At 51.7% G+C, this 21,664-nt stretch carries 7 protein-coding genes; 4 read left to right on the top strand and 3 right to left on the bottom strand.

Annotated features, from left to right (window positions below; genetic code table 11):
• Positions 1–519: 519 nt before the first annotated feature.
• The 4 genes from SYK_RS07515 to SYK_RS07500 are packed head-to-tail and all read left to right on the top strand — an operon-like array spanning position 520 to position 6,915.
• Positions 520–2,715 carry a type I secretion system permease/ATPase gene (locus SYK_RS07515; RefSeq protein WP_431194128.1) on the top strand — a complete coding sequence of 732 codons (2,196 nt, stop codon included), beginning with the start codon at positions 520–522 and terminating at the stop codon, positions 2,713–2,715.
• A gap of 7 nt (positions 2,716–2,722) precedes the next feature.
• On the top strand, positions 2,723–4,051 hold the full coding sequence (locus tag SYK_RS07510) for an HlyD family type I secretion periplasmic adaptor subunit (RefSeq protein WP_281762968.1): 1,329 nt from the start codon (positions 2,723–2,725) through the stop codon (positions 4,049–4,051).
• Positions 4,052–4,085: 34 nt separating this feature from the next.
• The gene (locus SYK_RS07505) at positions 4,086–4,760 is read left to right on the top strand and encodes a transglutaminase-like cysteine peptidase (protein WP_281762967.1); all 675 of its coding nucleotides are present in this window, start codon (positions 4,086–4,088) and stop codon (positions 4,758–4,760) included.
• A gap of 52 nt (positions 4,761–4,812) precedes the next feature.
• Positions 4,813–6,915 (top strand): HD domain-containing phosphohydrolase, encoded by a 2,103-nt coding sequence (locus SYK_RS07500; RefSeq protein WP_281762966.1) that lies wholly within the window; start codon positions 4,813–4,815, stop codon positions 6,913–6,915.
• 462 nt (positions 6,916–7,377) lie between these two features.
• On the opposite strand, the gene SYK_RS07495 is transcribed toward SYK_RS07500, so the two are convergent.
• The 3 genes from SYK_RS07495 to SYK_RS07485 form a co-directional block, all read right to left on the bottom strand.
• The gene (locus SYK_RS07495; RefSeq protein WP_281762965.1) at positions 7,378–8,715 is read right to left on the bottom strand and encodes a TolC family outer membrane protein; all 1,338 of its coding nucleotides are present in this window, start codon (positions 8,713–8,715) and stop codon (positions 7,378–7,380) included.
• Positions 8,716–9,046: 331 nt separating this feature from the next.
• The gene (locus SYK_RS07490) at positions 9,047–9,832 is read right to left on the bottom strand and encodes a hypothetical protein (protein ID WP_281762964.1); all 786 of its coding nucleotides are present in this window, start codon (positions 9,830–9,832) and stop codon (positions 9,047–9,049) included.
• Between the two features lie 85 nt (positions 9,833–9,917).
• On the bottom strand, positions 9,918–21,437 hold the full coding sequence (locus tag SYK_RS07485; protein ID WP_281762963.1) for a VCBS domain-containing protein: 11,520 nt from the start codon (positions 21,435–21,437) through the stop codon (positions 9,918–9,920).
• Positions 21,438–21,664: the final 227 nt, after the last annotated feature.

Raw genomic sequence — 21,664 nt, 5'->3', positions numbered from 1 at the left:
GCTTGTATAATCTCAATTGCTCCTTGACAAAAATCCACACAGAGGAAAGATTATAGACCTATACTGTAAGAAATGTACGACCCTGCCAGTGGTAGGGGAGATCCCTTTATTTTCACTTTATTCCAAGCGAAACTTATGTCTGTTGATAAAAAATCAGCGTTAAAGAATGGTTCCAAGCCAACACGGACTGATGGAGCTTCATCTCCAACGGCGCCGGCTGGAAGTGCCTCTGCTACATCTTCCAAATCGGGTTCCGTGCCTCCAACTGGCAAGCAAGCCAAAAGCAAGCCGGCGGCCAAGCCCTCCCAATTGGATACCAAGCCTGTGGGGACAGCTCCCGGAAAGGGGGAAAGCCCCGTTGCGGCCGCGGGCACGTCAACTGCTCAAGCGTCTGGAGGACAACCTCAGCAACCGCAGCAGCCCGGACAACCGCAACAACCACAGCAGCAAGGGCAGCCTATGCCAGGTCAACCGCAGCAGCCTGGTCAACCCGGACAGCCTGGACAACCCGGACAGCCCATGCCCGGTGGTATGCCCATGCCTGGTCAGCCGGTGCCAATCAAAGTCGAGACTGATGAAAGATTGTCGCCAAAGGATATTGATTTTCAGCCGCCGCTTGTAATTTGTCTTTCCATCATAAGTCGATTGCTTGGTAAGCCGGTTTCCTCGGCCACGCTCAAGGCTGGTATCCCGCAACAGGAAGGCGTCATTACAGCCGCGTCCATTGTTCGGTCCGCAGATCGCATCGGCATTCGGGCAAAGACTGTTTATCGTGAGAAGTTGCGGACTATTACTCGACTGATTCTTCCGTGTATCCTGCTTCTTCGTGGTGGCAATGCCTGCGTGCTTGTGGAGACGACGGACAAGGTCGCTCGTGTCGTGATTCCTGGCCACGGTATGGCCGAGACCGAAATGCCGCTTGAGAAATTGGAAGAAGAATACACTGGTTATGCCATATTCTGTCATCGTAATTCCAAACTTGATAAGCGTGTGTCGGGGTTGAAACTTCTCAAGACCAAGCGATGGTTCTGGGGTGTCCTTGGTCGTTTCTGGCCTATCTATAAACACGTTGTTGGCGCGTCCATCATGACGAATATCATCATTGTAGCCTCGCCGCTTTTTGTGATGAACGTCTATGACCGTGTTATTCCGAACAATGCAATGGAAACATTGTGGGCATTGGCCATAGGTATTGCCATTGCTTACATCTTTGATTTCTTGCTGAAGAATTTGCGCAGTTATTTCGTTGATGTGGCTGGTCGCAATGCGGATGTCATTATTGGCAGTCGGATTATGAACCATCTCATGTCCGCCCGCCTTGATCATATGCCGGAATCCGCAGGAGCCGTGGCCAATAATATCCGTGAGTTTGAGTCATTGCGTGAGTTTTTTGGGTCGTCATCGTTGGTTGCGCTTATCGACCTGCCATTTCTGTTTTTGTTTATTTTTGTCATTCACTTCATCGGCGGTCCAATCGCTTATCCGATTTTCATAGCGGTTCCGGTGGTCATTTTGGTGGGGCTGTTCCTTCAGATTCCTTTCCAGCGTATCATTGAGAGTCATTATAAGGAATCAACACAGAAACATGCGCTTCTGTTTGAAATTGTACAGGGGCTTGAAACCATCAAGACGAGTATGGCCGAAGGTCGTATGCAGGCTCGGTGGGAGAGCGTGGTGGGTATGTCTGCCATGTCCAACAGCCGCGCTAAGATCATGGCCAACATTTCCATTTCCTTCTCGGTTTTTATTACCCAGATGGTTTCGGTGGCAGTGGTAATTATCGGCGTGTTCCTTATTTCAAAAGGAGAGCTGACTGTGGGTGGGTTGATCGCCTGCAATATCCTGTCGGGTCGGGCCATGGCACCGTTGAGTGCGGTTGCCGGTTTGCTTTCCCGTTTCCAGCAATCTAGGATGGCGCTGAACGCTTTGGATATGCTTATGGAAATGCCCAGCGAACGTCCCGATGAAAAGGAAACGTTCCATTATGGTACCATTGAACCTTCCATAACCATGACTGGCGTTTCATTCAGCTATCCGGGGACGGACAAGGCTGTTTTGCATGATGTCAATATCAAGCTTTCTCCGGGTGAAAAGGTCGGTATCGTCGGTCGGACCGGAGCTGGAAAAACTACCCTTGGTAAATTGTGCGTCGGGCTGTATCAACCCGTTGAAGGGTCTGTACAGGTTGGTGATATTGATTTGCGTCAGATGGACGTGGCCGACCTTCGCAGGAAAGTGGGGTATATCTCTCAGGATAGTTTGCTTTTTTATGGGACGTTGAAAGATAACATTGCTTTCGGTCTGCCTGAGGCAGATGATCAGTCCATTAATTACGCGGCTGAAATTTCTGGGGTGAATGATTTTGTTCGGGATCACCCAGCCGGGTTTGGTATGATGGTCGGCGAGCGGGGAACATCCCTGTCCGGCGGTCAACGACAGGCTGTAACCATTGCCCGCGCCGTTTTGCCCGACCCGGAAATCCTGATTATGGATGAGCCGTCGAGCAACATGGATAATCAGTCGGAATTCAGACTCAAGGAGCGACTCAGATCGTTTGTCGAAGACAAGACGCTTATCGTAATTACCCACCGTCATTCTATGCTTGATCTCATTGATCGGTTAGTCATCATGGACCGGGGAAAAATTGTTGTGGACGGGCCGAAACAGGCCGTATTGGATGGACTTAAGTCCGGTAAAATCAAGGTTTCCCTCTGAGGTCGTCATGAGCAAGCATAAAGATGAAAGAGAAGTACTCCTGTTCATGAGTGAGGTGGACCAGGCCATGTATGGTAAAGGTCGTCGGTTCGCCTACATCATGTCCACGTCCATATTGTTGTTGATCATTATTTTTGTCGTCTGGGCTAAATTGGCAGTTCTCGATGAAGTCACTCGCGGTTTTGGTCGGGTTATTCCGTCTCAGCGTATTCAGGAAATTCAGAACCTTGAAGGTGGTATTCTGAGTGAATTGTATGTGCATGAAGGACAGACCGTCGACAAAGGGGACATACTTTGCCGCCTGCATAACGAGCAGGCTGCCAGTTATTATCGCGATGCATTTGCCAAGGCAATGGAGCATCGGGCGGCTATCGCCCGATTGGTTGCCGAGGTCGAAGACAGGGACCCTGTTTTTGATGATGAATTGAAAAAAGAAGCTCCGCAGTTGGTGAATGATCAACTCAGAATTTCCAGGGCACAGCAACAGCAGTTGAAGATTGAATTGAGCCTTCTGCAAGATCAGTATGAACAGAAACAGCAGGAAGTGAGTGAAATGGCTGGTCGTAAACGGCAACTTCAGCGTAGCTTGGAAGTCGCTCTCAAACAGCGTAATATCGCCAAGCCTCTTGTGGAAAAACAGATTCATTCGGAGTTGGATTATTTGGCTTTGGAACAGCGCGTTGTCGAACTTCGGGGTGATGTCGAGGCTTTGGCCTTGGGTATTCCTCGCGTCAAGCGGGCTGCCAAGGAGGCGCTTGGTAGGGTTGAGCAACGCAAGGCAGAGTTTCGGAGCCAGGCGTTGGAAGAAATTAACGAACGGCGGCTTGAATTGAATTCCATAACTGAGAATTTGAGTTCCGGTGGTGACCGGGTTACTCGGACAGATGTTCGTTCGCCGGTTAGAGGTATCGTTAAGCACATCATGTCTAATACGCTCGGTGGTGTTATTCGTCCTGGTGAATCCATTATGGAGGTAGTGCCTTTGGACGATACTTTGTTGGTTGAGGCGGAAATCAAGCCTTCGGATATCGCGTTTTTGCATCCGGGGCAGAAAGCTCAGGTCAAGATTACGGCTTACGATTTTTCTATTTATGGAGGACTTGAGGGAACTGTCGAAAATATCAGTGCGGATACCATTGAAGATGAGAAAGGTGAAAATCATTATCTTGTTAAAGTGCGTACCAAGCAGAATGCCATTGTGTATCGGGGACAAAAATTGCCCATTATTCCGGGCATGACAGCTGGAGTGGACGTCCTTACCGGTAAAAAATCGGTGCTGGATTATCTCCTGAAACCGATTCTTAAGGCAAAGCAGAACGCACTTAGGGAGCGTTGATTGCCTCATGCGTTTTATTCTGGGGAGACATACGATGACTATGACCGCACTGTGTGCGGTCTTCATCGTTGTAGTCTTTGGAATGGCCCCCACTGCGTCGGCAGCGGCCAAAAAGCAAAAGCAGCCCCGGTTGCTGGGAACCATGGAATTCAAGGGGAAAATTCAGAAATTGCCCAAGTGGTCCCGTGTGGTGACCAAAATGCAGGCGTGGAAAGGATATTTCCAAGATTCCAAGACGGCTAATCATCCATCAAAATCAGGATGGTACGCTCTCAAGTCACAGATCAAGGGTAAACCTAATAAGGAAAAGCTTAAGGCTGTGACCAAGTTTTTCAATAAATGGCCGTATCGTTTGGACAAGGCTAATTGGGGGGTCAGTGAATATTGGGCGACCCCATGGGAATTCCTGAGAAAATCAGGTGATTGCGAAGACTATTCGATTGCCAAGTTTTATGCCCTTCAAGAAGTCGGATTTTCGCAGGATCAAATGCGTATCGTGGCGGTTAAGGATGCGATTCGTGGCATAGGGCATGCGGTCTTGGCGGTATACACCGATAACGATATTTTTATTCTCGACAATCAGACCGTTATGGTTTTGTCACATACGAAATATAAGCATTATATTCCGCAATACTCCGTGAACGAGAAGTTCAGGTGGATGCACGTGGCTCCCAAGAAGAAGTCCACATATACGAAGACGAAAAAGTAAGGCACGCCTTCCCGCGGGAGGGCGACACCATAAACCAGATGGAGAATTGACTATGGCTGAACACAATGCACAAAACGCGTCAGAGGTCCCCAAGTCCATTGGGGGAGCCGGGCAAGGCGTCAAGATCGGCGTTGTCCTGGCTTTTGTTCTGGTCATTTCAGTAGGCATCCTGCTTCTTGCCAACAAAGCGGTCAAAGACAAGGAAGTTGGAGTACTGGAGAACCTGCAAAAACGGTTCGAAATTTTGACCCATGTCAGGGGGGAGGTTGTCGGCACATTTCTTGGCAATTTATCCCACCATGGTGACCGGCTGATCAAATCCGATCTTTTCCGGCTCTATGCCGCTGAGATTGAAGATTTTGACGGGGATCTTTCAGCTCTTTTCGGAACAATTCACTCCGAAGAAGATGTTGAAAGTGAGGGCGCTGTTTTGGCTGAACAGTTGCCCATGATGGAAAATATGCTCAGGGAGTTTTCCACTTATGCCGGATTCGTCAATGCACGTATTTTGAGCAAGAGTGGTGAAGCTTATATCGCCACTGATGGTCATTTACCACCGATGGATGACCTGCAGACTGCATCAGCTAAGGCTGCTGTCTTTGAAAATAGTCCACAATATTCTCCGCTCAGGAAGACGGTCCGGGGTGTGGAAATGGACGTGTATGTTCCTATTTATCCGCCGGATGCCGTGGGTGGGACCGATGAGGGACCGCAGGACGGAGCCGTTGGTGTCCTGATGATGACACGACTTGTTTCCGGCAAGATTACCGAATTGTTGTCGAACTCTGCTCTGGCGGCAAAGGGGCAGAAGACGCGTTTGATGCAAAAAGACGGTGATAGATACAAGGAAGCCACTCCATGGAGTTCCGAAGGATTTGAGGAAGTCTCGACGCAGATTGACTTTGGACCGAAGGGTAATATCCCCTTTGAGGCAAGGATGAGCATTGGAGACAGTGAACAGAAAGTTTATTCACTGGGTGTGCGGGTTCCTGGCCCTGAGTGGTGGTTGATTCAGGAAATTGATTATGATGATGCAGTCACTCCGATTCATGATTTTACACGGACCGTGTACATCGTGGCCGGGTTGGGTATTCTGACTGCCTTTCTTGTGGCAGGGTTGGCATGGTGGATTCTTACTGGCGTGCAGAGTCAACGTATAGCCAAGGAATTTAAGGCGTTGGCAACACAGATAGATGATCAAAAGCGGTTCATTGATTCTATTAATGCCAATATTGACGAGTTTATTACACTCAAGGACGGTGTGGGACGGTATACGTATGTTAACGATGCCTTTGCCACTGCTGTTGGGCGAACTCGTGATGAATTGATTGGTATGGATGCCGCTGCTGTATTTGGTTTTGATACCGCCAAGCGGTTGGAGTCCATTGATCAGATTGCCATGCGGGAAAACCGTAAGGAGACAATCAACGAGCCGATTTTCCTGCGCTCTCAACGACATCAGTTTCAGATATCAAAATCTCCCTATTGTGATAGCAGCGGGTCGTGTGCTGGTTTGGTCGAAGTTTATCGAGACATCACCGAATTCGTGGCAGCGCAAGAGCAGAATAAGCGTCTGATTAAGAGTGCCATGGAGGCGTTGGGAAGCACTATTGAGGCAGCTGATCCGTACCTCGGTGGGCATACCAAGCTCTTGGCAGGGTTGTCTGTGGAAGTAGCTAAGTATATGCACATGTCGGAAATGGACGTTGCTGAAATCGAGACTGCGGCCAATCTGTCGCAGATAGGTAAGATGTTCGTACCTAATGAGATTTTGACCAAGCCGGGCAAGCTTACCGACGAGGAAATGGCGACTATGGAAGAGCATGTCGAACACGCCTATCGTATTCTCAAAGATATCGACATCGACGAAGGTGTGCTTCTGGCTATTTATCAGATGAACGAGCGTATGGATGGCTCCGGCTATCCTAAGAAAATTATGGGCGATGAAACCATTATGCTTGCTCGTATTCTGTCTGTGTTGAACGTATTCTGCGCCATGATCCGACCAAGGTCTTACCGTGGAGCGAAAGAGCCGGAGCAGGCTTTGGCTATCCTCTCCAGCGAGTCGACGAAGTTTGACAGCTCTGTGGTTCAGGCTCTTGCCGAAGTCGTCAAGACTCCTGTTGCAGAAAAGTTGTTAGCCCCTAGGGACTAGAGAATAATCCATCTGGTTGAAAGGCCTCGGCGATACTTCGCCGAGGCCTTTGTCTTTGGAGGTTGAAGAGGACAGTCTGTTTTACTTCATGGGATTGAGTTACTGTCTGTTGTTAATCGTCGTGATTGATGTCCAGGCTATTTCTACCTTTGACGGTACCTTGAATTTTGTCTCCATAATTATATTTGGAACGCGAATGAATTTCCTAGTCACAAACAGTTCCTACTGAGGCTTGTTTGCGAGGGCATTTGTTTGGGATGAGTGTTGAGCCGTGGAGTGTGCTGGAGGCTTGGGAGAATTATAGAGGATGTGGGCTTGTCTGTCTAAATTCTGGCGTCTTGAACGAGTGCTGATGTTGTGAAGTATGAGTTAGAAAGGCTAAGAGTCTTGCCAATATATTGGCCACGCAAAAGGGGCGCAGCCTGCAGGCTGCGCCCCTTGAAGTTCTCGCGTGTAAGTCGCTTACTGTTCAGTAGCAGGAAGTTCTTCGTAGGTGTTGGAAGCTACTTCCAGAGTCTTCATGAGCTGGCCTTCGAGGGCCAGGAATTTGTACAGGGTGAAGTTGCGGTTGCTGGTAGCAGTTTCAAGCTGCACCTTGTTGCTGAAGACTTCGTTGGTCGCATCGAGCACATCCAGAAGGGAACGCTGACCGACATTGAACTGCATGAGGTACATGTCCAGAGACTCCAAGCTGTACTGGAGAGCTTCCTGGTATTTTTCGATCTGACCTATGCTTGATTCGTATTCGGCCCAAGCTGATGCAACCTGACGGATCAAGTCATCGGTAGTGTCCTGCAAATTGGACTGGGCTTCACGGACGCGGGCGGTTGCAGTGCGAACATCGTTGTAATCGCTGAGGCCGTTGAAGAGATTCCAGTTCGCACGGAGCATTGCCTTGTCGTCCTGAACCCAAGAGTCCGAACCGTCGAGGTCATCCGTGTTGCGGTGTGCGTAGTAAACATCAATTTCTGGGTACATGGTGGATTCGAGGACACCAACTGTACGTTCAGCCACTTCGATCTCAGCCTTGAACACTGCGATCTTGGGGTTGTTGTCCAGAGTAACATCGAGAATCTGTTCAGCTGTGCCGGGGATATATTCGGGGTTGTATTCGGGATCGCCGAGTTCTTTGGGAGTGACGCCAACTGTACGGGCGTATTCTGCCTCTGAAGAGCGAAGGTCACCGATGTAGGTGACGAGAGTGGTCTCGGCGCGGGCAACACGGCCCTTAGCCTGCATTTCATCGGCCTTGTTACCGGCTCCACCTTCAACACGTTCGGTGATAGAATCAAGCAACTGTTGGTGAGCGGTGATGTTTTCACCGGCCAGAGCAACAAGCTTACGGATGCGGACCACGTCGACATGGGCGCGGATGGCGTCCAGAGCAACGGTTTCCACATTATCAACCAAACGGCCTTCAGCGGAAGTCATGCGGGCGCCTTCACGCTTGTAGTCGCTCCAACGATCAAAACCGTCAAAGATCGGCTGAGTAACAGTTGCGGTCATGTCTGTGGGAGTGCGGGTATGTCTGTCCACATTGGTGGCACGGGTAACAGCACTGCTGTATTCCTGCCAACCAGCTTCAGCTTGCAAGTCCAGAGACGGGAAGAAACGGCCCAGTGCAGACAGTTGCGCCTTGGATACGGCGTCTCTGTTATACAACATGGCCTTGATTTTCGGGTGCTGTTTGACAGCCGCAACGACACTGTCTTTCAGTGTCATCGTTCCATCCGCTTGGGCGAAAGCCGGCACGGAAAGAAGGAGGGAAAAAAGGAGAGTCGCGAGAACGATCTTTTTCATGATAAACCCCATGTGATTGAATTTAAGCTACTTACTGGTAGACTTATAGCCATAATTATAAATATGTGTCAAGACGTTTTGGGCAAAATGGCACAAGCTTCATTGTGCATGTTAACCACTTGAAAATATGAACATTATGGTCTTTTTTGAGAGTCTGTTTTGACCGGGAAAATCTCCCGTTTTCACCCTGGTTTTGTGTATCGAAAAGAACGTTTTTCACGATGTATTCTAACATGCTTTTTTGTTCGTGGAAATTGCGTATTCCATGAAAAAAAACCGCGCTGTATAGCGCGGTTTTTTTATGAAGTTTATAGAATGTTAAAGAGAGTGCTTAATCAACGTTCATACCGGAACTTATCAGGTGATTGATAAGGTCGTCTGTCGAAGTATCGGTGTCAATGCCGTAATCATGCGTGGGCAGATCAGGCTGGGAAACACCGAGTAGCTTAACTACGATATCATCGTGGCCTGTATCGTTTTGTCCGATGATTACTTCCGTAAGGTCGTGTTCCGTGTCCACGATTACATCCTTGACAGACATGCCTTCAGGCAGTTCCAGCGTGTCGCTACCAACAGTGAAGTTGGAGACAATGATTTCGCTTTCTCCGTGCTCCAAAACAGAGGGATCAATGAAGAAACTGTCATGATCTGTACTTGTTCCGGCAACGTTATCGTCTACAAAAAGATTATCTTCTGCCAAGTCAACGAGCAGCTGTTCGCTCGGCGGTAAGTCTGCCAGTGAGGGTGTGTTATCCATCATCACAGCCCAACTGCCGTCGATATTTTGAGAGAGAGAGAATGTGTCTTCTGTTCCATTCGGATTAAAGTCCGCATTGTCAAAAAGTACACCAAGCAGGGAGTTGTTGTTAGCCAACACCCAGCTTCCGCCATCTTTGAGAAAATGGAGATCTCCTGTCAGGTCGACGGCATTTTCCGGTGCGTCGTGAATGAGGAAGAACCGGATGTCTGGATTGCCTTGAAAAACAGATACCAGTTGGCCTAGCATGGCCGTATCCATACAGTTGGCAAGTACAATTTCCGGCTCAACAGGCACGTTTCCCTCAAGGGAATACGTGCCAAGCATCGTCGTGTCGTTCATATTCGTATCGTCAGTCATATTGATCTCCTTGGCAAGGAGAATTGTCCGTGTCTGGGAAAATGCCCGGACTCGGCCATTGGCCGAGTCCGGGGTTGATGTAGAGTTAGAAGTTGTCAGGTGAATCGATAATCTGTTGGATTATGTCGTTCACGTTGTCGGTTGCAAGGTCGACATTTGCAGTGATGCCGTCATGGCTTGAGACAACCCCGTTGAGCGTGATCACCAGATCACTGCTGCCCGAGACATCCTCAACAGTCAGAATGAGATCGGTGCTGCCGGAATCGGATGTGATCGCCAGATTGCCGCTGCCAAGAGCATTCAGGTCGAGTTGGTCACCAGCGTTGATGTCGAAGTCCGTAACCTCAACGTTACCGCCGATGTATGCGGGATCAATTGTGATTGTGTCCGCACCCTCGCCCAGAGTGACTGTATCGTCACCGCCGCTGAGGTGGATGTCATCACTGCCTTCAAGGCCGAAGATGACGTTATCTCCAGTATCATCGTACAGGGTGTCGTCGCCGGATGTTCCAACGATGACCGAGTTGTCGCCTGCTACTGTGATGGGGAATTCCAGTGTTGCGGTGCTGGTCATGCCATCGGTATCAGCAATCTGATACTCAAAGGTTTCCACGCCGGGGCCGTTGATGTTGTTCACCAAAGCCGGATCCACATTGTACTGGAAGGTGCCATCTTCGTTCAGAGTCAGGCTTCCGTATTCGCCTTGGATAGTGCCGCTGGTAGCAGAGCCATCACCGGTGTCGTCCAGTGAGACGTAGCCACCTGTTCCTGTTGCGCCGAGCACGACGAGGTCAGTGTTGACTCCAGAGGTTTCAACATAATCCGCGTCTTCGGCATCGAAGTCATTCTGTAGCACATCGCCAGCTATGCCGTTGGGTGTCATGTACGCCGCAATCCAAGCGGTGCTTGTGACAGTCCTGCTGGCACTTAAGGATTCCAGATAGAAGGAGTCCTTCTTGTGGTCAGCGCCGATTGTGATGCTCGTTATGTTGCCGGTGGCGGTGAATACTCCATTTGAGTATGAGCCGCTGCCGCCGCTAACAGAGAATGAAGGTGTATCTCCGTCTCCAGTACCGCCGAGCGTAATTGTTACTGAGGTCTGAGGTGCATCGAAGGAGATGGTCATATTCTCATCCCACTTTCCATCGATGTTGTTGCTGTTATCTCCCCTCCATTGGTTGGGATTGTTAACACCAAGGTCATCTCCGCCGACCCTAACAACGTTCGCATTGCCCCAACCTATAAACGCCTCACCCCGTGCGCTAATGTCGAAACCAACACCATTGTAATCTCCACCAGAGATGGAACCTGTGAAGTCAGCGTCATTAATCGTCGTCGTGTTGGTTGAGGTCTGCCAGTAGCCGGGAGTGAGTTCCATTCCGGCGAAGACATCATTGACTGCCACAGGGGCGTCGTCTGCACCGTTGATCAGGAAGCTCACAGTGGCTTCATCATAGCCGCCTTGCCCATCAGTCATCTGATAGGTGAAGGCTTCAGTTTCTGTATCTCCGGTAGACAGTGCGTCGGCCGCAGGCTGATCCGGGGTGTATTCGTATGTGCCATCACTATTGATGGTCAGAGTTCCGTAAGTGCCTACCATGACCGCTGTGTCAGCGTCGTCAGCATCAGTGCCGACAGCCGAGAGAGCCGTAAAGGCTCCGTGGCTGGATTCTTCGCCGAGAGCCACAGAGACAACACTCAGGGTGTCGCCTGCATCTGCGTCGGTGTCGTTGTCGAGCACGTTGCCGGTAGCGGTTGTACCTTCTGTACTGGTTTCGGTCAGGATGGTCTGCAACAGGCCGTTCAGATCGCTCGGATCGTCGAGGTTGATACCGTTACCGTTCTCGTTGATCTGGTTGATGTACTGCATGTTGGAGGAACCCATTTCGATGCCAACGCCAATGACATTGGTGTTGGAGTGCAGGGTGTTCATTTGGCCCTGCCAGTTGCTGGTGTTATTAGGCAAGCCGTCGGACATGAAGATGACCTGTGTTTCGATACTTCCGGCTTCGGTAGCTACCCAAGTGTTGGCTGCACTTAATGCATCAAAGTAGTCGGTTGAGCCTTGGGCGTCGAATGTCGCAACAAAGTTGCGTGCATCTTGGTATTCGGTTGTCGCCGGGTTGTCGGTTAACGTGTAAGTACGAGTGACTGTGTTTCCGTCGAAGTCGATAAGTCCGACCTTGACCGAGCCGCCGCTGGTGTTAATCTGTTCCTGCAGTGTTTCCAGCATTTCGTTGAGGGCAGCCTTGGCTTCACCTATGCGATTGTTGGTGGACATGGACCCCGAGGTATCCACGATCAACAGGTAGTTGACCGGGTTGGACTCGAAGTTTGTGCCACCTTCGGTCACGACGTTGAAGTCATTTTCAATACCTGGTTGGTCATCGTATAGGTCGTCGACCGCAACTGGATCGTCGTTGGTTGCCGTGACGTTTAAGGTAACCTGAGCAGAGTCTGTCAACCCGCCGTCAGTAACGGAGTAGTTGAAGTATGCAGGTCCGTTGTAGCCGTCTTCAGGAGTGAAGACCAATTCTCCACCAACCTCGGTAACGGTACCTACAGTGCCGCCGGTTCCGTCCGCATTGGCCGTGGCCACTGCGTCAAAGGAATCAATGGAGAGCGGATCTCCATCGGGGTCAGAGTCGTTTGCGAGGACATCAAGAGTCGTCGGAATGTCTTCCGGGACATTCTGCATGTCGTCGTCAGCCACGGGGGCTGCGTTCTCAATAGTCACGCTGACATTGAGCAGACCGTAGTCGACTGCACCTTCAGTGTCGCTGACCTGATAGGTGAAGGTTTCGGAGATCTCACCGGTCTGGTCGGGATTCGGCGTGTAAGTGTACTCGCCGTTCGTACCGATTTCCAGAACACCGTAAGTGCCTTGGATGAAGGCGCCTTCGCCGTCATCGCCAGTATTGAAGGTTCCGGAATCAGGCGTGAAGTCAACACCGGTGTAATCCGGGAGGTTGTCCTGATCGCCTGTTGCGATACCGGTGACAGTCAGTTCTGTTGAACCTTCCAGTGCCGGTGTGGCAGGGTTGTCGCCTTCGGGGTAGTCTACATCTTCATAATCCCAATCGTTGGCAAGCACATTGCCTTCCACGATGGGCATATCACCCGAGCTGGTGTCAGCCGGTGTGAGTTCAATACCGCCCTTGAGCGAGAAGCGATCAGATTCACCTTCGGGAGACAGTGTTAGACTGTCGAAGGGAGTGCCGTCGTTTGTTGTTACTGCATAACTGTTGCCAGTGCCGGGTGTCACGATGAGGTATGTTGGCTGAGACGTGTCAGTTGTCAGCGTCGTGCTGCCACTTGTAGCCTCAAACAGGGGATCGTTACTGCCATGCGTCAGGATGTCGAATTCGACAGCAGTCTGGCTTTGGGCGAAGTTGATGGTCAGCGCTTCGTCTGGACCGCTGTTATCGACTGCCTTGTCGGCAATGCTGTTGCCTTCACCATCTGTCTTGATACCCGTATGTGTGATGCCACCGGTTGCCCACTGGTACACGTTTCCGACATTTGCGGAGAATGTGTACAGAGGTCCGTCGGGAGTCTCTTCGCCGGGGACGTAATGGCCGGAGGCCGAACCCAAATCGTCAACCGCGACAGGCGGATCGTTGACCGGGATGACCTGGACGAACGCGTGAGCTGTGTTACTGGCTGCACCCTGATCGTCGTAGACAGTGACTGAGAGGTCACGGAGGTTCTCGATAGTATTTTCCGTATCAAGGTCATCACCTAACGGATCTTGCGAGGTGTTTTCGAAGGTCAGAGTCTGGAGCAGGGCTTCCCAGTCGGCCTTGGGGGCTTCCCCAATAATCGTCATGGTTCCGGCATCGCCATCGTCCGGGCCAAAGGAGGCCCAACTTGGCAGGGTGATGCTCAGAACATCGCCGGGCTGCTCTTCGAAGCTGATTTCGACCTTGGACATGTTGTCGGAATCAATATCCGAGATGTCCACCGCACCGGTAACACCGACAGCGTCGCCGCCTTCAGTAAAGGTGACCGGACCGTGATCGGCACCGTCTGCGCCGTCGTGTTCTTCGGCGAGGACATCGTCGAAGTCATCATCGTCTGCGCCTTCAACTTCGAGGAATTGGTCGTCCACGCCGACTCTGCCAGCCAGAAGCTCCGCAGGATCGAAGGTGTGTTCCGGGTCGTTGGGGTTGAGGTCCATGTTGTCGAAGCGGGCATCGAGCGTTGTCGTGCCGCCGTCGAAGGAGATGGCCCATTCGCCATTAGCTTCATCCCATACGAACTCAGGAGTTCCGGTGGGAGTTGCACCATAGCCAACAGAAACCAGGAAGTAGTTCGGAGTTGCGCCGTCACCGTAGGTGGTGAGCACATCGCCGATATCCAGATTCGGATCGTTAACGTTGACAAGGATGATTTCCGGGTTCACCGGGTTGCCATCGGCCATCGTGTAGATACCGAGCATGTTGTTGTAACCGGCTTCTTCGCCTTCGAAGGTCACTGTGCCTGCAGACAGGTCGAGGACCGGAGCATCGTTTGCACCGTTTACCGTGATGGTGACCGTTGCAACGTTGGAATCGGCATCGCCGTCATTGGCAGTGTACTGGAAGGTGATATCCATGGTTTCTTCCACGCCGAGGTGATCGTAAGCCGGGTTGTCCTGATTGAACTGGACATCGCCGTTCGGCAGCAGGGTAACACCAGCCGGGGGATTGCCGACAGGGCTGAAGGACATGATGGCATCAGGAGTCGTGCCGGGCACGGTTTCGCCAGTGTCAGGGTCATAGTCATCGCCGCCGCCGGAAGCATTACCCACGTTGCCGAGGGTTACGATTGCGCCGTCATTCACTTCATATGCATCATATGCATCGTCGAGAGCGATAGGAGCGTCGTTGAGGCCATTAACCTGAATGACCAAGTTGGCGGACTGGGCAACAGGGTCGTTGTCCACGGTGTCGCCATCGGTCATGGTGTACTTGAAGGTTTCAGTCGGGTTCACGCCCTCAGGCAGTGTCTCGTCAGTCGCTGTATAGGTGTATTCACCGTTGGAACCAATTTCCAAAGTACCATGAACACCTGTGATGGTGATCGGGTCTGCGCCTGTGAAGTCGTATGTAGTGCCGTCGAATTCAACTTGGGTGAGGGACATTTCGCCAGGCGTGTTGTCCGGGTCGAGGTCGTTGTCGAGCACGTTTGCGGAGACTTCCGCCATACCTGCAAAGGCACCGGTGTCGGGTTCGTAGACGGATTCGCTGTCAGCAACCGCTGTCGGGTCCTGATTCACAGGAGCGTCGGGCAGGATGTTGACGGTGACCGTTGAGGAACCCGCAGGATCAACCAGTTCGCCGTCGGTTCCGGGAAGCCCGGAGTCGATGGGGATGTAATCGAATGTATCAGTGTTAGTGAATTCGGCATCAATGTACCGGAGTTCCCAGTTGGCGCCGTCTTCGCTGCCATGTTCCACAGTGCTGAATTCGAGTCTGGTGAAGGAGTTACCTTCGCCGAGCAGACTTTCATCCATAACCATGTATTGGAACAGGTCGCCGCTTCCGCCGCCATCCGTCGGCACGGTGTTGATCATGCCGTTATTGACTTCGCCGCTGGCAACCACGTTGCCTGCCGCATCGTATGCGGTCCAGGTGGCGAATGCTTCTTGTGGGCTGTCTGGATCGAAGTAACCACCCAAGCCGTCAAAGCCGATTTCCGCGTAGGAAACCGCTGCGCCATCGAAGGAAACGGTCAGAACGTCGTCGGTCGTGCCGTTAAGACCCTGGCCTTGTTCATCAGCAATACCGAATCCGATGTGGTTTGCACCTTCATGGTACTGAGTGAGTTCTGCATTGTCGCCGTTGCGTGTTACGCTGGTAGTGACGGTTACACCGTCGATGACCAGATCGTAAGAGCCATCAGGCTGTTCAATACCCCATTGACTCAGAGTTGCATCGCCAGCAACGCGAGAGCCGAGGAGGACGCCGTCGATGGCTTCTCCGTCGGGGACATAACTCAACTGGTTCAGGTCGAACTGTGTGCCATTATCAACGTCAGCTTGGGTGACCGGAGTCTGACCCGGGCCGTAAACGAGCTGGCCGTTGTCGGGCAGATCGGTGATCATGACATCCAGTTCCTGACCAGTGTAGGACGGGTCTTCCGGATCGGATACATGGTCTGCATCCTCGCCAGTCCCACCTTCGCTGCCATCAGCGCCGAGGAAGGGTACCGGGCCGCCTTCCAAACCGACGGTCATGGTGAAGTCTTCGCCGGTAGGCGGTTCGTTCAGGTTGCCAATGTTGACAGTGATGTCGACATCCTGGCCCACGCCGCCTTGTTCGTCCACGGGGACGACCGTGACAGTGTAGGATGAGTTGGTTTCATAATCGAAGCCAGTTGCGCCACCATGGGCTACCAATGTGTTTCCGTCGAAGGAGAACAGGCTCGGATCAGCGGGATCGCCATTGGCATCCGTGATGCCGGTGATTTGGTAATGGACGGCATGGCCTTCAACATCCGAGGAGCCAAGTTGAGCAACGTTGGAGTCTCCGCCAGTGTTTTCGATAACCGAGAACATCGGCAGGCCGCCTTCGTCATAAGAGGCTACAGATACGTTGTCGATGGCAAATGCTTCAACATCTGTGGGGAAGATCTGATGCCCGAAGAGGGTGAACCATTCTGTCTCGATGTTTGCAGAGAGGTCCAGAGTCAGATCGCCGCTGTCCGGTGCGGGCAGCGTGATTGAAACGTGATGGAGGAAGCCGCCGCCGAGACCTGGGTATGTCGTGAGGTTGACGCTCGTGCCTGCAGAGCCACCAGTGAATGTTTCGGATACAAACGCGCTGAGAGGAATTTCAACGGTTTGCCCACCGACTTCAATAATGAAGTGATCGGTGTCGTTGTTATTCAGGAAGTTGGGATCCCAGAAGCCATGTTCCGCCATGTCGAATTCGATGGTGACGGTATCTGCGTCGTGGTCGATCGCAAAGGTCTTGGCTGTTCCTTCGCCTTCGCCGAACATGCCGAGGAAGGTGTTGCCGAACATTGTGCCAGTTTCATTGCTGTCCCAGCCTGTTGTGACGCCGTCTTCAAAGTCTTCTACCGGAGCAACTATGCTGGTGATGACCGGAGCGTCGTTGGAGCCTTCCACCGTCACTGTGATGGTGTGGCTGTCCGTGCCGTCGTAAGACGTGACTTGGAAGGTTTCGGTGAATGATTCTCCGTCGCCCATTGTTTGAACGACAGGCAGAGTGTTGTCGATTTCGTAGGTCCATTCACCAAGTTCGTTGATGGTGAATGTTCCACCCTTGCTCGTTACATCTGTATCGGGCTGGAAGGTGTCTTCAAGGTCGATCTGGACGGGGGTGCCAGCGAGGTTGGTGAATGTCGCAGGATCATGCGGATGATGGTCCGGGTCGTCCACGAACAATTGTCCGCCGGTTTCCAGAGTCTCGAGCGCAGGTGTGACCACTATGTTGCCGAACTCGTCGAGAACGGCTTCATTGCTGTCAGTGAAGTCGTCGGGAGCCACTGTGCCACTGGCCCATGTAGAAGGATCATTGGGGTCAACAGGTGATTCGACCCATTCGACTTCAGTGACGGTGCCTTGATCTGCACCGGGTTCTACGATGATGGTCGCCTGATCGTTGCTACCGTGAATCTGGAAGGTCACCGTGGCAGTGTCGGTATCAGGGTCGTTGTATGCATTAGGATCGGTCGACAGAGAAGCGTCTCCATCGGTGATCATGTATGTGAATGTTTCCGTGGCGGAATGGCCTTCTGCAAGGGCGTTGGCCGCTTCAGTGTCAGCCACGTAGCGGAAGTTGCCTTCATCGTCCATGTACAGGCGGCCATAGAGCCCCTGAACAAAGACGCCATCAGCAAGGGTGTCGCCGACAGGTGAGAATCCGTCGCCGGGTGTCGGGGCCATGGCTGTATCCATGGCGACTTCACCTTGATCCGGTTCGCCGTCATACTTGAGACCTATGACCCTGAGGTCAGTCAGATCATTGGGGTTGTCTTCGGTGTCAGGAGCTCCTCCATCACCATAAGCAAACTGATCGGGATCCCAGTCGTTGGCCAGGACATTTCCTTCAGCAACGTTTTCGGGCAGTTCGCTGGTTGGGACGCCAAGGAGGTCAGCCAGAAGGACACCAAGGGGGCCGTCAAAGAGATGGCAGCCGCCATCGGTCACGTCACTCAGTTCGGTGACCTGATAGATGCCGTCGTCTTCTGCGACAGGAGTGTCATTGGCCGCGATTACATGCAGAGTAAATGAAGTAGAAGCTACGCCATCCACGCTGTAGACGCCTTGACCGTCAATTTCGGCCGGGTCGACCGGGTCGGAATTGTCGTCTCTGACCGTGACAGTAAAGCCGCGATCAGCAGTGTTCGGAGTATCGTCTTCACTATCGATTTCGAAAGTGAGGCGCTTCATGGCCTGTTCGAACTGATTGAATCCGGGAGTTCTGCCGGTCGCAGCTTCCATGAAGATGGTGCCGGTATTGTTATCAATGGTAACAAGGACGCCCTTGAACTGGAAGACAGTAATGCCGTCAAAGTCGTCGCCGTCGATGGTCTGAATGCGGGGGTGTGGATTCCCGTTAGCCCGCAGGACGTCGAAGCTGAGGATATCGCCTTCATGGCGGACATCCTGAGTAACGGTTACGGTCAGTTCAGCGCCGACGTTATCTACGTCAGATATTTGGATGCCATGTCCACCGAGAATGTCCGTAGCACCAGAGCCAACCGCGTGAGCGCCGTCTTCGACGAATTCACCGTCGAAACGAGCGGGGCGGGTGATGGAGACTTCGGGATTGTCATTGTTGCCGTAGATGGTGATGTTCAGTTCGGCTTCATTGCTTTCTACGCCGTCGTCATATGAGTTGCGAGCGGTGTAGTAGAATGTCTCGACGAGACTATCTTCTACATTCAGAGCATCAACATTCGGGTTTTCGTTGTTCAAGACGTAGTCATAACTGCCGTCGGCTCTGATGGTCAGAGTACCGTACTGACCATCAATGGTCACTTCCTGGTCGCCGTCATTATAGACATCGGCTTCATTGGTAATAACGAGGCCACTGGCTGTCAGTGTGGGTTGTCCATCGCCGCTGTCAGGAATATCCTGTTCTTCTTCACCCTTGGTATAGATGCGTGAGACGAATATTTCCGTATCATCAACATCAGTGTCAGCCACGCCGCCGAAGGCATCGCCGTCGATGACGTTGCCGTGGATGGTGTCGGTCTGTTCTATCGGTTCCTGGCCTTCGCTGAAGCGAGCCGCCAAGAAATCATTCATGTCAGTGAGACCTGCACCCCATTCGATGATGGAGTTCGCGTCGTCATATGCCACAGGTGCATCATTCGCCCCATTCACCGTGAAGGTGAGGTTGGCGTAATCCATGGCACCGGAATCGTCCATGGTCGCATAGGTAAAGGAATCGGTTCCGGGACGGTCGTAGTTGAGCCCTTCAAGGTCGGAGTTTTCATTGTCGTCGTCCAGAGTATAGACATACGAGCCGTCAGCGTTGACGGTCAGTTCACCGTAGTGTCCCTGAACCGTGAAGGAGCTTTGTGCAGGGGAGACCTGCGGATACTCGATGGTGCCGCCCAGATCGTCTTCAACGGTAGGCATGGCGTAATCGAGTTGGTCGTCAATGTTGTCTGAAGGATATGCGGAATAGAGACCCATGACAAAGAGATCGGTCTCTTCACCGGGTTCGTTGACCATGTCGTTGTCATCAACGTCAGAGTCGTTGAGCAGGACGTTGCCAGAAGCACCGACTGCAACAGTATAATCGTGCAGTTCGCCGCTGACTTGACCATCACGCACTTCCCATGCGTAGACGCCGCTTTGGCCGACATTCGAAGTGTCTTCAACATTAATGAAGTCACCAGTGCCAGATCCCATGACCAGACCGAAATGAGAACCATCACCTGCAGTCCAACCGCCGGTGGGATATGGCTCGCCATCACCTGGCTGTCCACGAGTCCAGGAAACGTCGTCATAGCGGTATTCTATGCCAAAGTCGCCGTTGCCAAGGTCGTGCAGTCTGATTTGGACAAAATTGCCGCCAGAACCTTGTGTGTCTTCCGCAGGTTGATATGGTCCCACGGCTTCCCAAGTGATGGTGACAATGCCATTTGTGTCGTCGACATGATAATATAAGTTGCCTTGTTCTCCTGTGGGAGGAACACCTGTCCCAAGGTCATAGTCATCATACTGAATGGCAATGAGAGGTCCGTCTGTATATGTAACAATTCCTTCAGGATCATAGGATGTATTTGAGTGACCGAAAGAGATCAGGCCGTTGGTGGAGATGTAGATGTCGGAAGCAGCATCATAATTGGTGCCGTAGAAGTTCAATCCATTTGTGAAGACCGAAGACATATCCAGTTGGAAAGAGTTATCATCTGAGCCAGCCATTATAGCCGTACCATAGCCATCCACGCCGGGAGTCGGGTCAACAAGGTCGCTGCCGGGCTCAAGAACCATCTGTGAAGTAGAGCTTTCACTTCCTTCGCCGGAAGTTGGGTAGCCGTCAGGATACTGATATGCCGTGGAGTCGCCATGCTCAATAGCTTGAACATTGGTGTCTGCTACCGCATAGGGAGCATCATTGCTGCCGTAGACTGTGATTGTCAGCTGGGCCGTATTACTGACTGCGCTGAGTGAGTCGACTATGGTGTAGTCAAAAATCTCGTCGAAGGTCTGGCCTTCTTCGAGCTCATCTGCGAGGTCTTCATTTAATGTATATGTATAATCGCCATTCGGTTCAATGAATAGCGTTCCGTAACGACCTTCGACTGTTTGGCCGGCCGGAGGGATGTCAACCGGACCGGGGTTCAGTCCAGCAGAATCCACGCCGTCATAATCAATGGAGTTCATGAGCAGCGATTCAATACCCTGCCCTGGATCGGGATCAAGGTCATTGGCAATAACATTGCCGCCGACCGGGTCTTGAATCTGGGGAAGTTCGTTGGGATAGTTGATATAGAATCCATCGCCCTGTGTGCCCAGAGCAAAGAAGTCGCCTTCGGGAGTATCACCAGGGGCGCGTGGGCCGTCTTCCAGATATTCTTCTTCTCCACGTACTGGAGTGACATGTACGGCTGGATCAAAATCAGGATCACCAATTTCAGTGATTTCATTGAAGTCGTCATTGGCAATAGGAGGATTATTACCTTCGACTTCAGGAATTGCGGCTAGTGTGCGTGCATCGTAAGCATCGTCCTGCCCACCGAGAGCATTAATGCCGTCTCCCAGTTGGCCTGCGTCATCTGAATACGCGCCTGCACCGGAACCACCTGTGGCACCATCGCCCGCGGTTTCCAGTTCTGTTTCTTCTCCGTCGCCCGTGTCTGCAAAAGCAAACAAATAGACATCGCCAGCCACTTGTTCACCATCCATCATTTCGAAGGTAGACAGCGTGCCAGCGTCTGCGAGCGCCTGATAGTTTTGGAGGATGACCGTTCCACCGCCCTCAAGAGCGATTTCAAGGTTGCCATTGTTGCCGGTAAAAACGGCTTCGGCTATGTCGAAGTCGAACTTTACCGGTGTATCAGGTGTCAATTGATACGTCTGGGTCTTGCCTGCACCAGGTAATGAAACCTGCAGCATTTGGGTCTTGGGATCAGCCATAATGTCCTCCTAAAATAATTTGTATGAGCAGCGAAAAATTAAATCCTACTGGTTACTTTATTATATACTGATGAAACGGTTTGTAGTCAACGTAGGAAAGGTTCTATAAACCATGCATTTAGCATGTGGAGAAGCTTGTGCACGGACGCTGTATTCCTTAGGGGGTGCGGGATTGTCGAAAACGTATTTATACGTGTTTTTATAATTTTATTAAAAGTTTTAAACAG

This window comes from Pseudodesulfovibrio nedwellii, from assembly GCF_027923765.1.
Lineage (GTDB): Bacteria > Desulfobacterota > Desulfovibrionia > Desulfovibrionales > Desulfovibrionaceae > Pseudodesulfovibrio > Pseudodesulfovibrio nedwellii.
Note: the sequence above shows the minus strand (reverse complement) of the source record. Positions and strands in the feature narration are given on the sequence as shown.

Bases quoted from the DNA above. Each gene is read 5' to 3' on its own strand.
- SYK_RS07490 (WP_281762964.1), bottom strand. From the start codon at position 9,832: ATGACTGACGATACGAATATGAACGACACGACGATGCTTGGCACGTAT.
- SYK_RS07485 (WP_281762963.1), bottom strand. From the start codon at position 21,437: ATGGCTGATCCCAAGACCCAAATGCTGCAGGTTTCATTACCTGGTGCA.
- SYK_RS07500 (WP_281762966.1), top strand. From the start codon at position 4,813: ATGGCTGAACACAATGCACAAAACGCGTCAGAGGTCCCCAAGTCCATT.
- SYK_RS07510 (WP_281762968.1), top strand. From the start codon at position 2,723: ATGAGCAAGCATAAAGATGAAAGAGAAGTACTCCTGTTCATGAGTGAG.
- SYK_RS07495 (WP_281762965.1), bottom strand. From the start codon at position 8,715: ATGAAAAAGATCGTTCTCGCGACTCTCCTTTTTTCCCTCCTTCTTTCC.
- SYK_RS07505 (WP_281762967.1), top strand. From the start codon at position 4,086: ATGACTATGACCGCACTGTGTGCGGTCTTCATCGTTGTAGTCTTTGGA.
- SYK_RS07515 (WP_431194128.1), top strand. From the start codon at position 520: ATGCCCGGTGGTATGCCCATGCCTGGTCAGCCGGTGCCAATCAAAGTC.